14 protein-coding genes are annotated in these 13,544 nt (G+C 43.4%); 12 read left to right on the top strand and 2 right to left on the bottom strand.

Annotation, left to right across the window (positions count from 1 at the left end; translation table 11 throughout):
- Nucleotides 1-35: 35 nt before the first annotated feature.
- Nucleotides 36-1,085: a glycosyltransferase family 4 protein gene (locus IOC57_RS08850; RefSeq protein ID WP_207438372.1), complete on the top strand. Its 1,050-nt coding sequence runs from the start codon at nucleotides 36-38 to the stop codon at nucleotides 1,083-1,085.
- Nucleotides 1,086-1,306: 221 nt separating this feature from the next.
- On the opposite strand, the gene IOC57_RS08845 is transcribed toward IOC57_RS08850, so the two are convergent.
- Entirely contained in the window at nucleotides 1,307-2,329 is a 1,023-nt protein-coding gene (locus IOC57_RS08845) for an LCP family protein (protein ID WP_207438371.1), read from the bottom strand.
- Nucleotides 2,330-2,507: 178 nt separating this feature from the next.
- Nucleotides 2,508-3,143, bottom strand: coding sequence for a YigZ family protein (locus IOC57_RS08840; RefSeq protein ID WP_207438370.1), 636 nt, complete (start codon nucleotides 3,141-3,143; stop codon nucleotides 2,508-2,510).
- Between the two features lie 614 nt (nucleotides 3,144-3,757).
- Here IOC57_RS08840 and IOC57_RS08835 point away from each other — a divergent pair.
- The 11 genes from IOC57_RS08835 to IOC57_RS08785 all read left to right on the top strand — a co-directional run bounded on the left by IOC57_RS08835 (nucleotide 3,758) and on the right by IOC57_RS08785 (nucleotide 13,542).
- Nucleotides 3,758-4,897: a sensor histidine kinase gene (locus IOC57_RS08835; RefSeq protein WP_207438369.1), complete on the top strand. Its 1,140-nt coding sequence runs from the start codon at nucleotides 3,758-3,760 to the stop codon at nucleotides 4,895-4,897.
- A gap of 50 nt (nucleotides 4,898-4,947) precedes the next feature.
- Nucleotides 4,948-5,631, top strand: coding sequence for a response regulator (locus tag IOC57_RS08830; protein ID WP_101223770.1), 684 nt, complete (start codon nucleotides 4,948-4,950; stop codon nucleotides 5,629-5,631).
- A gap of 200 nt (nucleotides 5,632-5,831) precedes the next feature.
- A complete protein-coding gene (locus tag IOC57_RS08825; RefSeq protein ID WP_207438368.1) occupies nucleotides 5,832-6,674 on the top strand; it encodes a DegV family protein in 843 nt (280 codons plus the stop codon).
- Nucleotides 6,675-6,796: 122 nt separating this feature from the next.
- Nucleotides 6,797-8,188: an ATP-dependent helicase ComFA gene (locus tag IOC57_RS08820; RefSeq protein WP_207438409.1), complete on the top strand. Its 1,392-nt coding sequence runs from the start codon at nucleotides 6,797-6,799 to the stop codon at nucleotides 8,186-8,188.
- Entirely contained in the window at nucleotides 8,181-8,873 is a 693-nt protein-coding gene (locus IOC57_RS08815; RefSeq protein WP_207438367.1) for a ComFC family protein, read from the top strand. Before IOC57_RS08820 ends, IOC57_RS08815 begins: the two co-directional genes overlap by 8 nt.
- A gap of 97 nt (nucleotides 8,874-8,970) precedes the next feature.
- Nucleotides 8,971-9,378, top strand: coding sequence for a TIGR03826 family flagellar region protein (locus tag IOC57_RS08810; RefSeq protein ID WP_207438366.1), 408 nt, complete (start codon nucleotides 8,971-8,973; stop codon nucleotides 9,376-9,378).
- A gap of 227 nt (nucleotides 9,379-9,605) precedes the next feature.
- Nucleotides 9,606-9,869: a flagellar biosynthesis anti-sigma factor FlgM gene (gene flgM, locus IOC57_RS08805; RefSeq protein WP_207438365.1), complete on the top strand. Its 264-nt coding sequence runs from the start codon at nucleotides 9,606-9,608 to the stop codon at nucleotides 9,867-9,869.
- A gap of 78 nt (nucleotides 9,870-9,947) precedes the next feature.
- The gene (locus IOC57_RS08800) at nucleotides 9,948-10,436 is read left to right on the top strand and encodes a flagellar protein FlgN (RefSeq protein ID WP_207438364.1); all 489 of its coding nucleotides are present in this window, start codon (nucleotides 9,948-9,950) and stop codon (nucleotides 10,434-10,436) included.
- A 30-nt stretch (nucleotides 10,437-10,466) separates the two neighbouring features.
- Complete coding sequence (gene flgK, locus IOC57_RS08795) at nucleotides 10,467-12,026, top strand: flagellar hook-associated protein FlgK (protein WP_207438363.1); 1,560 nt, start codon at nucleotides 10,467-10,469, stop codon at nucleotides 12,024-12,026.
- A 14-nt stretch (nucleotides 12,027-12,040) separates the two neighbouring features.
- Entirely contained in the window at nucleotides 12,041-12,919 is an 879-nt protein-coding gene (gene flgL, locus IOC57_RS08790) for a flagellar hook-associated protein FlgL (RefSeq protein WP_207438362.1), read from the top strand.
- Nucleotides 12,920-12,963: 44 nt separating this feature from the next.
- The gene (locus tag IOC57_RS08785) at nucleotides 12,964-13,542 is read left to right on the top strand and encodes a DUF6470 family protein (RefSeq protein WP_207438361.1); all 579 of its coding nucleotides are present in this window, start codon (nucleotides 12,964-12,966) and stop codon (nucleotides 13,540-13,542) included.
- Nucleotides 13,543-13,544: the final 2 nt, after the last annotated feature.

Here is a 13,544-nt window from a genome sequence, read left to right as displayed (position 1 = left end):
GTATTAGATTTTTAGTTGAATTGAGGTGGTTCTTGATGTTAATAGGGGCCTTGTTGGTAGCCTTTTTATTATCCATTTTTTTGACTCCTTTTGTCGGAAAGCTGGCCTTTAAGTTAGGAGCTACCGATAAACCGAATGAGCGAAAAGTGCATAGTAAAATTATGCCGCGCATGGGCGGTTTAGCTATATTTTTGAGTTTTTTCATTACCTTCTTACTTTTCATGAATGATTTTCGGGAGCAATTGCCCCTTCTGGTGGGAGCCCTTGTCATCATTTTGATCGGGATGGCTGATGATGTTTTTGAATTGAGGGCTGCACCCAAATTCCTCGGCCAGGTTTTGGCTGCCCTCATTATCGTATTATGGGGCGGTCTTGAAGTGGAATTCATCAATTTGCCGTTCTTTACCGATACACTTGAATTTGGTGTTTTAAGTATACCGATCACCATTTTATGGATTGTCAGCATCATTAATGCAATTAACTTAATAGATGGACTGGATGGTCTTGCAGGCGGTGTCTCAACGATCGCATTAGTGACAATTGCCACAATGGCCCTTATTAAAGGGGACCTATTTGTTGCCATGGTCGCATTGATCGTGATTGGAAGCACTCTTGGCTTTTTGAAATATAACTTCCATCCGGCAAAGATCTTCATGGGAGATACAGGCGCATTATTCCTAGGTTACATCATTGCCGTTCTGTCCCTGCTAGGGTTTAAAAACGTTACGATGATTTCATTGATCGTACCGATCATCATTTTGGGTGTTCCCATTTCGGATACATTTTTCGCGATTATCCGCAGGGTCGTCAATAAACAGCCGATCTCGGCTGCTGATAAGTCCCATTTACATCACTGTTTGATAAACTTGGGATTCACTCATAAGCAGACTGTCTTGCTCATTTACGCTTTAGCTGCTTGCTTTGGCCTAGCGGCCATAATCTTTTCATTTGCAACGATGTGGGGAGCTTTGATCCTTGTAACGGGACTCCTGCTGATCATCGAGATTTTTGTAGAGAAAATTGGCTTGGTCAATTCAAACTACCAGCCGTTGCTCAAGATGCTCAACTTTAAAAACAAGCCATGATCGTTTTGGAAATAGATTACTAGAATAGCTAATTTTTCTAGTGGATATATGGAAAGCCACTAACCGTTTCTTTAAACGGTTGGTGGCTTTTTTGCTGCTAACTGGCGGGGCTTGATCATATAAATGCAATCTTCGCAGCATATGATTTCATATAAGAAAACTATATGGGGCCGTGCATCAATAAAGTGAAACCCCCACTCATGACGAGTGGGGGTTTCACTTTATTCTTGTATTTGTGATTGAACTGCTTCAGTTTGATTGCCCTTATCTGGCCCCAAGTTCAAGTGGGATTGAAGCAACAGCTTATTGTTCGCTAATGATGTTTCGTTCAGCTGATAATAATAGGTTCCGCTAATGGTAGAATCCTGGCCTTCCAGTTTGATGGTTTCAAGATTGAGGCCTTTATCGGTAGTTACATATTTTATGAAACCTCTAATTTGCGAGAATTGAAGGTTCGTTGTCATATTGTCACCGACAGCTTCCATTACGTCTGTATATTTCGTCAGTGATCCAGCAGAGGTTGCTTTGGCGATGATGGCTTTAAGGACTTCCTGTTGACGCTCACCACGTTGGATATCACTGTCCTTTTTACGTGTCCGTGCAAAGGCTAATGCTTCTTCACCATCAACCGTCTGTAATCCTTCTTCAAGGTGGATGGCATTTTTCTTGTCATTTGAATCCATTTCGTTCAATTCATAAGGTACGTCAACTTCGATTCCGTCCAACGAATCCACGACATCGATGAAGGCATTAAAGTTCATGCGGACATAATAATCGACAGGGATATCGAGTAGTTCCTCAACGGTGTCCATCGTCGCTTTTGGTCCGCCGGCTGCATGGGCCGCATTGATTTTCGTGGTTACGCCTTTGGCAGGCACGTACACATATGAATCACGGGGAATGCTTAATAGTTTTATGGATTTCTGATCTTTATTGAATGTAGCCAGAATTAAAGCATCCGAGCGTGAGTTCCCTTTAAAGTTACGTTCCTTACTATCATCGATTCCTATGAAAAGTATGGAGAAATTATCTTCGAGCGGATCGACCTTTTCACTCCGCTTGGCTGAAGCCTCGACCGGGTCATACGAATCATTGAATACATTCTGGGCTTTCATATACAGGGTTGCAGCATACGTAGAAGCCCCCAGACCGAGTACCAGCAGGGGAACAAGCAATAACCAAAGTCTCTTTCGCCTTTTTTTCTTTGTTTTTTTAATTTTATAAACACGCCTAGTGGTAGACATCTTTTTCTTCTCCTTTTAAATAACGAACATCAGACATTTATCGCTATTTTTCGAATCCTGCAGTTTATATTTCGTCATATATTACACCTAATTTTACAATGATTTAATAATTTCGTAAAATAAATATTTCTTTTCAATTATATTACAGCATAAAAAAGGGAAAATATGCAGGAGTATATTAGGCTAAATCCTCTTCCAAATAAAGAATTTCTTCCTCAGTGATGCGGCCTTGACCATTCGTCAGCTCTGTAATCCAAGCGGTATATGTGTCTTTTTGTGTTTCCTCAACATATACAAGGATATTGACCTGATCAAGGTACTGAATTTCCTTTATTTGATAAATGGAAGATCTCAATTCGTTTTCCAATTTTCCAAGCCAAGTATAGTCGATGGTTGTCGAAATGACCCGCATTAGTTTTCTGATGACCACACCAGTGGTATTTATTCCTTCAGAAGTCGCTTTGCTGTAAGCGCGAATGAGACCGCCAGCACCAAGTTTGATGCCGCCAAAATAGCGTGTGACCACAACGACGGTGTCTTTTAGTTCCTTTTTCTTAAGCACTTCTAGAATAGGGACGCCTGCTGTTCCGCTCGGTTCCCCATCGTCAAGGGCCTTTTGGAACTGGTTTTGTTCCCCGACCATGTAGGCTGAACAATTATGTGTAGCATCTTTGTGCTTTTTCTTGATTTCCTGGATAAAGGCCTGTGCGGCATCTTCGGTTTCGACCCGGGCGATGTGAGAAATAAAACGGGATTTTTCAATGACGATTTCATGTTCGCCGCGGCCCGCCACTGTTAAATATTGAGTGAGCATTATTATTCCACCTTCGTACTTCCTATTAGTTGATTTATTATAAGGCTTCGCGGAAAAAGTGGCAATGTCGATACATATACATACCGCATGTGTAAAGAAACTTTAATATAAGATAAAGCTGTACGTGTTATAATTAATTTCATTGCCTGTTATTGTTATTAGCTGGTCATATATGCTTAAAAGAATAACATTGTAGGAAAAACTTGAGTTCTGTGCCATTATCCTGGCTTTACCTTAACCTGTCCTCTCATTTCAAGGATTTTGCCATTTAATAAATGCATCCGTTTCATATGATAATCAATGGAGCAGAATATCCATTAGATTGAAAAGGATATTTTGTATTAGGATAATAGAAATGGCTTTCTGCCTTTAATAGGCAGACTTAATGGCAGGAATATGAGATGTATGGTAAATTTGTACATTTCATGGGGATCATAAAAGGAAATTAACGTATTTTTAATCTTTTTTTGGTACAATATGTTCATGAAGGTTACTTCATACAAAAGTTTCCTGAAATTTAACCATTCATGAAAAAGGAAAAGAACTTTTTCCATATACATAGTCTTTAAGACAATAAATTGTTTAAGTCTTTTGATTTAAGTGGAGGGATCTTAATGTCCATAAAAAAGGTTGATGCTAAAGCATTGGACAAGATCTTAGAAACAATGGTGAGCACGGTTAGTGAAAGTAAAGATGAAGTCTTTGATATCGGCGAACAATGCCGAAAGGATTTCGAGTCCTTATCAAAAGAGCTTGATGATGTGAAAATCAAGGTCGCCATTGTGATAACCGACAGCGATGCACTGGATTCAAAAGCCAGGTTTGCTCGAAAAAGGCTTTCAGAAGTCAGTATGCACTTCAACCATTTTTCTGAAGAACAGGTGCGCGATGCTTATGAAAGGGCACATAAGCTGCAAGTCGATTTACAAATTAACCGGCAATTGGAGAAAGAGCTCCGTAATCGCCGGGATGAGCTTGAGTTGAGGTTAAGGGGTTTACAGCAGACGATCGATAAAGCGGTGCATCTCGTATCGCAAATATCGGTAGTGCAGAATTATTTGACGCAGGATCTTAAATTTGTGGGAGAAGCCCTTCAAGAAGCGAAACGCAAACAGGACTTCGGCCTGAAAATTATCGAAGCCCAGGAGCAGGAACGTAAAAAGCTCTCACGGGAAATCCATGATGGTCCGGCGCAAATGCTGGCAAACGTCATGATGCGCTCAGACCTGATAGAACGAGTGCAACGGGAGAGAGGCCCTGATGAAGCGTTAGTGGAAATCCGCAGTTTGAAGGTCATGGTAAGGAATGCCTTATATGAAGTGCGCAGAATCATCTATGACCTTCGACCTATGGCGCTTGATGATTTAGGCCTTGTTCCTACCCTCAGAAAGTACCTGCAAACGACCGAAGACTATAATAATGGTGTGAATCTGAATTTCGTCAACCTTGGACAGGCCAAAAGGCTTCCTTCCGATATGGAGGTCGCTTTATTCAGGCTGGTTCAAGAGGCTGTACAAAATTCATTGAAGCACGCGGACCCAAAAAAGGTTCAAGTTAAACTGTCCATTTCCAAGGAGATGGTGACCGTCGTCGTCAAAGATGATGGAAAAGGGTTTGATTCTTCGATTCAAAAAGAAGGTTCATTTGGCTTGGTAGGAATGAGAGAAAGAGTCGAGCTGCTGGAAGGTGAAATGACGATCGATTCACAACCGGGGGCAGGCACTTTGGTATTTATACAAATTCCTTACCAGTAATAAATTATAGAGAATAGACAAATCAAATAGAAAATAGGAGGAAGAAGCCGTTGAAGACTAGTATCATCATTATCGATGACCATCAGCTTTTCCGTGAAGGCGTAAAACGCATATTAGATTTTGAATCATCCTTTGATGTTGTTGCAGAGGGTGATGACGGAAGCGAGGCTATGGATCTCGTTGAAACACATAAACCCGATGTTGTTATCATGGATATCAACATGCCGAACATGAATGGGGTCGAAGCAACAAAAATGCTCGTGAACCGTTACCCTGAAACAAAGGTGATCATCCTTTCCATTCATGATGATGAAAACTACGTGCAGCACGCATTGAAAACAGGAGCACAAGGTTATCTGTTGAAAGAAATGGACGCAGATGCGTTGATCGATGCTGTTCGTGTAGTTGCTGAAGGCGGTTCATACCTTCATCCGAAGGTGACCCATAATTTAGTTAAAGAATATCGCCGCTTAGCAGCTGAAGAAGGTGCCGATCGTGATTCCGTTCATACAATAGAGATCCGGAGGCCGCTTCACCTATTGACTCGACGCGAATGTGAAGTGCTTCAACTTTTAGCGGACGGGAAAAGTAACCGTGCCATCGGTGAAACTCTATATATCAGTGAAAAAACAGTCAAGAACCATGTGAGTAACATTCTTCAGAAGATGAATGTGAATGACCGTACACAAGCGGTTGTCCTAGCTATTAAAAACGGCTGGGTAGAAGTGAAGTAATTAAAGCGTTTGATAAGTCCGGCTCTTCAGATCCGCAATGCGTACTGAGGGGCTGGATTTTTTTGTTTGAAGGTGACTACATGCAAATTTATGGTTTCATATTTTGGGTAATGCAGAATGCTATTTAATGCAAATAAAGGCATTTTCAGATAGAATGGTGAATAGGATACAGAGTAAATTTTTATAAGGATGGTACTATTATGAAAACCGCAGTCGTAACGGATAGCACTGCATATATACCTAAGGAAATACGTGATCGTTTACATATACATATGATGCCGCTTAATGTCATTTTTTCCAATGAGGCTTATCGGGAGGAAGTTGATATTACTGCGGATGAGTTTTATGAGGAAGTGAAGAGGCAGGAGAAATTGCCGACCACTTCACAGCCTCCGATCGGGAAGTTTGTCGAGAAGTTCGAGGAGCTGCAAAACGAATATGATGATGTAATTTCCATTCATTTATCGAGCGGCATCAGCGGAACGTATCAAGGAGCGGTATCTGCAGGTGAAATGGTCGAGGGAATTAGGGTTCATGCCTTTGATTCGGAAATCAGCTGCATGGTACAGGGGTTTTACGTGATAGAAGCGGCAAAGATGGCACTCGATGGTAAAGGTGCAGAAGAAATCTTGGCCAAGCTCGAAGAAATGAAACCATCGGTCAGGGCATACTTCATGGCAGATGACCTATCCCATCTGCAGCGCGGAGGCCGCTTAAGCAGTGCCCAAGCATTGATCGGCAGTCTGCTTCAAGTGAAGCCGGTCCTCCATTTTGTTGATAAAGTCATCGTCCCATTCGAAAAAATCCGTACTAGAAAAAAAGCGATGAAACGGATTGCCGATTTACTTGGAGAAGACGCGGCGAGCGGCGAGAAATATAAAGCCGTCATTATTCATGCAAAACGGGAAAGTGAAGCTAAAGACTGGAAAGTGGAACTTGAAGCTCGGTTCCCGAATGTCGAATTCGACATCAGCTACTTCGGTCCAGTAATCGGAACGCATCTGGGCGAAGGCTCAATGGGGATGGGTTGGTATAAAATTTAAGCTGTGAAGCCTTTCCTAAGTGAAAGGCTTTTTATATGGAACAAAAAGGAATCCGGAAGTAAAAAGCGAATGATAAGGAAGAGTCTAATTTATCAAGAAATGGAGGTTGCAGTTTGGAAAAAATGAGCATTTCCCACCCCTATTCCCCAGAACTTCAGAACCATCTCACAGGCAAACATCTCTTGGCCTTCGAAATCCCCTTCTCCCAAGAACTTCTCGCAGAGCACATCAAGAATGGGTATGTCTCCGAAACGTGCGGCGTGCTATCCAGAAATGGCAGTTATCACTGTGCACGCTGCGGGAACAAAGAACAAACTTTGTTTTATACATTCCCTTGCAAGATTTGCAATCAAGATTGCACTTACTGCCGCTCATGCATCATGATGGGACGGGTCAGTGAATGTGCAAAGCTTTATAGGTGGACCGGTCCCGACATTCAGTTTACGATTCCTGACAATGTAATGAGGTGGGCAGGCACTTTATCGAAAGGTCAACAAAATGCCTCCGACTGTGTCGTTGAAGCCGTAAAGGGAAAAGATGAATTTCTGGTATGGGCTGTATGCGGGGCAGGGAAGACGGAGGTCTTATTTCCAGCGATTGAGGCAGCTTTACATGCCGGGAGGCGGATTTGTTTGGCAACACCGCGGACCGATGTGGTTCTCGAACTCTCCCCAAGGTTAAAAAAAGCTTTTCCTGCGATTGAAGTCACAACCCTCTATGCCGGCAGTGCCGATCGGCATGGCTTTTCGCCGCTAACCGTTTCCACGACACATCAGCTTTACCGTTTTATTGAAGCTTTCGACGTCATCATCATTGATGAAGTCGACGCGTTTCCTTACTCAATTGATGATTCGCTGCATTATGCCGTTAATAAATCCAAAAAGGTTTCTGCGGCAACCATTTACTTGACCGCCACACCTTCGAAACGGATGAAACGGCTATATCGAAGCGGCAAATTGAAAGCTATCATAATCCCGGCCCGTTATCATCGTCAGCCAATCCCGGTCCCTGAAATGAAGTGGTGCGGCAATTGGAAAAAACTATTTCTTCAAAAAAAGATTCCCCTTGCAATCAACGGCTGGGTAAGTGAACGCCTTAAGAAGAATATCCCCTTCCTATTGTTTTTTCCAAGCATTCAAGTAATGGAGCAGGTCATTCCGCTGTTTCAAAAGCTGTCCCCAAAATTATCGATTGTCCACTCCCGGCACCCTGATCGAAAAGAAAAAGTAAGGGCACTAAGGAATGGAATGGTTCCGGGATTACTGACCACGACCATCCTGGAACGGGGCGTGACAATTGAGCGGTTGGAAGTGGCGGTGATCGGAACTGAACATGAAGTGTTTTCTGATAGTGCCCTCGTTCAGATAGCTGGCAGGGTAGGAAGAAGCTTTGCTAACCCCGCCGGGACGATCACCTTTTTTCATTACGGTAAAAGTAAAGCGATGGTCGAGGCGGTTCACCATATACAAATGATGAATAAAGATGCCATGAAAAGGGGGCTGCTGGATGAATAGATGTCTTGTTTGTGATGAAGGAATGAAGCAAGCACTGACATGGCGGGGCCTTTTAGCTCGGCCGGAGGCAAGGGCAATCTGTACAGGATGTGAGGGGAAACTGAAATGGATAACTGGAGAAAGATGTTCAATGTGCTCAAGGGAGCTGGGCGGGGATCATACCACCGGTGACCTCTGTCTTGATTGTTCAAAGTGGGAAAGGGATAGGGAGTGGGGAGGCTATTTGTCGAAGAACATATCGCTATTTCATTATAATGAATACGTAAAAGATATTATTGCTAAATATAAGTACCGGGGGGATTACGCATTGGCGGAGGTTTTCGTCCCTTTTTTGAAAGAAAGGTTAAGGGACATGGAATTTGACATGGTAACGGTCATTCCGCTTAGTCATGAACGGCTTAGGGAGCGGGGATTCAACCAGGGACAGGCTTTGGCTGATCTACTTGGGCTTCACTCGGCTGAGACCTTGACAAGAATCCATACGGAAAAACAATCAAAAAAATCACGTCAAGAGAGAATGTCATTACCGCAGGTTTTTCAGGCCATGCCATCTGATTTGCTGGAGCATAAATCTATTTTGATCATCGATGACATTTACACAACAGGCACAACTCTCAGGCATGCAGCCAAAGCTTTAATAACGGCTGGGGCGAAAGAAGTATCATCCATCACCCTGGCTAGGTGAAACAGCTAATTTTAATGAACATCCTAAAGTATGGCCGGGATTATTCGATATATATAGTAATAAAGAATAATCGCTGTGATGGTGAAGGAGGGGCCCGATGGAAGTATTCAACTGTCCAAACTGTAATTCGTTATTCGTTATGACGAAATTCCGTGATGTATGCGATGCCTGCTATAAAGAAGAAGAAGCCCAATATGATAAAGTGTATGCATATATTCGTAAGAAAATAAATAGAACGGCATCCATGATGCAGGTGGTTAAGGGCACTGGCGTTGAAGAAACGTTAATAATTAAATTTGTGAGAACCGGTAAGCTGGCGCAGTTTCCCAATCTAGGAATTCCATGTGAAAAGTGCGGCGTTAACATCAAGAGCGGAAGATTATGCAGTAAATGCGGCAATTCACTGCGATCGGATTTACAGGCATTTGAAAATGAGGAAAAGCGCCTGACTGAAATTCAAGGAAATGATAAAAAAAATACGTACTACATGAATGGTGAACTATAGGGATAAATCATGGAAACATGATGCGGTATTTGTTAAAATATTCGATATTGAGAACGATATTCGACAATGGGTGTCGAAGGAAAGATTGAAGGAAACAATTAAAGAAATCCTTTCCTTGTCGATAATAACGATAGGGAGAATAAAACACAGTCAAGAGCCATTTTCATGTGTTAGGAATCGAAACATTATGGGATTTATAAAATCGACCGAAGGAGAGGATCTGGAATATGAAAATCAATAACGTCGGTATGACAGGTGTTAACCCTTATAATCTTCAAGCCAATAAAACGGGAAATATCAAAGAATCCAAGGTCAAATCCACGGATAAAGTTGAAATTTCTTCAGCGGCAAAAGAAATGCAGCAATCATCTCCGATTCTCGCTGCAAGACAAGCAAAAGTGGACGACCTGAAAATCCAAGTTGAAAAAGGAAATTATAAATTGAATGCACAAGCAACGGCTAAGGGTCTCATCGACTTTTACCGGAAATGAGTTTTTCAATGAAAAAGCTTGAATGTTGTGGACGGAGCCATTTTCCGTCCTTCATTTATGAGCGGAGGAGGCAGCAAAATGTCTGCACGGAACATCATCGGATCGCTTGAAAAATTGATCAAGCTTCATAAAAGCTTCAATCAAATAGCGATAAGAAAAACGGCCATTTTGAAAGCAAATGATACCGAGGCAATGACTGCCCTGCTGATTTCGGAACAAAAGCATATTAAAGCGATCAGTCAAACGGATAAGGAAAGGGAAAGGGCAGTCGAGGAATATCTTGCCGCAAATGGAACGGTGGGAAAGCCGCCTTCCATCCATACCGTAACGGAACTGACAGGAACAGAAGAAACGGAAGCCCTTGAAATGCTTAAAGCGGAATTGCTGGACGAAGTGGCTAAGCTGAAAGAGCGGAACGGTTTAAATCAGCAATTGATCTATCAGTCCCTTCAATTTATCAATGTCTCTTTGGATATTCTGAGGCCGCAGAACCAGAACCTGAATTACGGGGATTCGGTTAGGGAAACGGCGAAAATCGGGAGGGTAATGTTTGATTCCAAAGCATAGGAAGCAGAAAAAAGATGGAGGTGCGAGCAAATGATTTCAAGCTTTATGGGTCTTGAGACCGCCAAACGCGGATTATCCACCTCTCAAGGTGCCTTGTATACAACAGGAAATAACGTGGCCAATGCCAATACATTAGGATATTCAAGGCAGCGGGTCAACATGGTCCAGACGTCGGGCTTCCCTACTGTAGGTTTGAACAGCCCGCGCGTTGCCGGCCAAATCGGGACAGGAGTGGCGGCTGAAACGGTTCAACGGATCCGTGACAGTTTCCTGGATGCACAATTCAGGACACAAAGTAATAAAATCGGTTATTACGGGGCCATGAGCGAATCCCTGACGAAAATGGAAGGCGTCATGAACGAACCGACCGACAGCGGGTTAGCCGCCACGATGGAGAAGTTCTGGAATTCGCTTCAGGGGCTGACGGCGAATACGGAAAACTCCGGGGCGCGTGAAGTCGTTGCCTCGACGGGTGTCATGGTCGCGGATATCCTAAACTACTACTACAACTCGCTAACGAATGTACAAACGGATATCGGCAATCAGATAAACGTCAAAGCGAACGAAATCAATACACTCATCAGCAGTATTGATCAGCTTAACCAGCAGATCAGCAAAGTGGAACCGCATGGTTATATCCCCAATGACCTTTATGATAAACGTGATGTACTCGTAGACAATCTCTCACAGCTTGTCAGCATTAAAGTGAATAACGTCATTCCGACGGATTATGGCAGAGCCAGTGATGTGGCTACAGGGCTATACAACATCGAATTGATGCAAGAAGACGGTTCGTCTTTTGCGCCGCCCATCAATCTGGTCAGTGTTAACCAAACCGGGATGGTGGGAACTTCGAAAGTTGAAGTTAGCCATGATAAAAAGACAGGTATGGTAGACGGATTGAAGTTTGGTTCGAAAACATTGACCGATTACAAATTCTCGGGTGAACTATCCGGTTTGATCAAAAGCTTCGGCTATAAGAAAGCTGACGGCATGATCGGCGGCGCTTATCCTGATATGCTGAAAAAGCTCGATAATATGACGACGGCTTTTGTGAATGAGTTCAATGCCATCCATAAACAAGGTTATGCATTAGGTGAAGGCAACACTTCAACATTGAACTTCTTTGAACTTGAACCTGGTAAGAGTGCCGCCCAAAGCATCAAGGTGAACGGTGAAATCGTTAAGGATCCCACAAAAATTGCCGCAGGCGGAAAAAGCGGAGGGGCATCCGGTGATAATGAAAATGCCAAACTCCTGGCTGACCTTAAAAAGAAGGCGTTTAGTGAGTATACGACTAAAGACCAAAACTCTGACGAATTGACGGGAAGCTTCGACACCTATTATTCCGGTATCATCGGAAAGCTTGGGGTGGATTCCCAAAGCGCCCAAAAGAACCTGTCCAACTCAGTCGTGCTCGCTGCCTCAGTCAATCAAAATAGGGAGTCCGTCAGTTCGGTATCCCTGGATGAAGAAATGACGGACATGATCAAATTCCAGCAGGCATACAACGCATCTGCAAGAATGATGACGATGATGGACGAAATGCTTGATAAAATCATAAACGGAATGGGAACAGTAGGCCGATAATAGGGGGGACGAACATGCGGGTAACGCAATCGATGCTAACCAATAATATGTTGAGCAATTTAAGCAGCAGTTACGAAAAGATGTCCAAGCTGCAAGAGCAGGTTTCCTCTCAAAAGAAATTCTCCAAACCATCCGATAACCCCGTTGCGGCCATGATGGGAATGAGGTACCGGACAAATCTCAATCAAATAGGGCAGTATCGGAGCAACATTTCCGAGGCGACCAATTGGATCGACAGCACGGATGATGCCATAAGTGAAGCGGTTTCCGCCATGCAACGGATTCGTGAGCTAACGGTTCAAGGCAGCAATGGAACGTATGAAGGCGAACAATTGAAAAATATTTCAGAGGAAATCAAGCAATTAAAAGAACATCTCGTAAATCTCGGTGACACACAGATAGGCGGGAAGTATATTTTCAACGGCCAGGATACGAATGTGAGACCATCGTCCGTTAAAGACGCGGATGGAAATACGGTGTATGGCACAGGGAATATAAACCTTGAAGTGTTTTCCGGGATTTCCCTTAAAATCAATACGGACGGTTCCAAGATTTTTGGTGATGCACTCGCTGCTGGCGGAAGCATCGACCAGACAATCGATGCACTCGAAAACGGCGGGGACGTGAGTGGCACGCTTGAAGGACTTGATGCAACGATAAATACTTTCTTGGGCATGCAGGCCCAGGTTGGCGCAAGGCAGAATCGGATTGAACTGATGACGGACCGTCTCAAGCAGCAGGAGGTTTTTGCCACTGAAATCCTTTCGAAAAATGAGGATGTCGATATTGAAAAGGCGATCATGGATTTGACCACCCAGGAAAGTGTCCATAGTGCTGCTTTAAGTATCGGAGCAAAAATCATGCAACCGAGTTTATTGGATTTTCTTCGCTAAGCTATTCTTAAACGGATAGCTTTTTTCTATAAGGAGTGTTGATGATGCAGATTCCGCAAATTAGATTGCAATCCACCGCAATGAAGATTGGATTGAATATAGAGCAGCCTATACAGCAAATCGAACAGAGGCCAGCAGTCCAATCAATCGAACAGCCGAAAGCGATCCTCGAAATCCAAACGACTCCAGGCAAGCTGACGATCGATCAGTCACAAGCAAGGGAAGACATGGATTTGAAAAGCCTCTCAAGGAGGGTGGATGAATTTGCGCAGCGGGGATATCAAGATTGGCTGGCGGGTATGGCAAGACGCTCACAGCAGGGAACGGAGCTGAGGCATATTGAAAAAGGCGGTAATGCACTCGCTGACCAGGCGAGGCATAACAGCAAAGGGCCTGGGAAGCAATTCAATCTCGGCTGGATCCCCTCTCATTTCAGCGTGAAGCTTGACTACCAGCCAGCCGAAGTGAAGATAGAAGCGATCGCCCAAAAACCGATCATTGATGCTCGAATCAACAGGGTGAACCATACATACACACCAGGCAGTGTGGATGTCGAAATTCTACAAAAAAATGCGCTGGATATAGATTTCATCAATTTATTTCCAGATGAGATAGGGAAGTGAAA

Source organism: Bacillus sp. SD075 (genome assembly GCF_017355165.1).
Classification (GTDB): domain Bacteria; phylum Bacillota; class Bacilli; order Bacillales; family DSM-1321; genus Peribacillus.
This window is presented reverse-complemented; position numbering and strand designations above follow the sequence as displayed.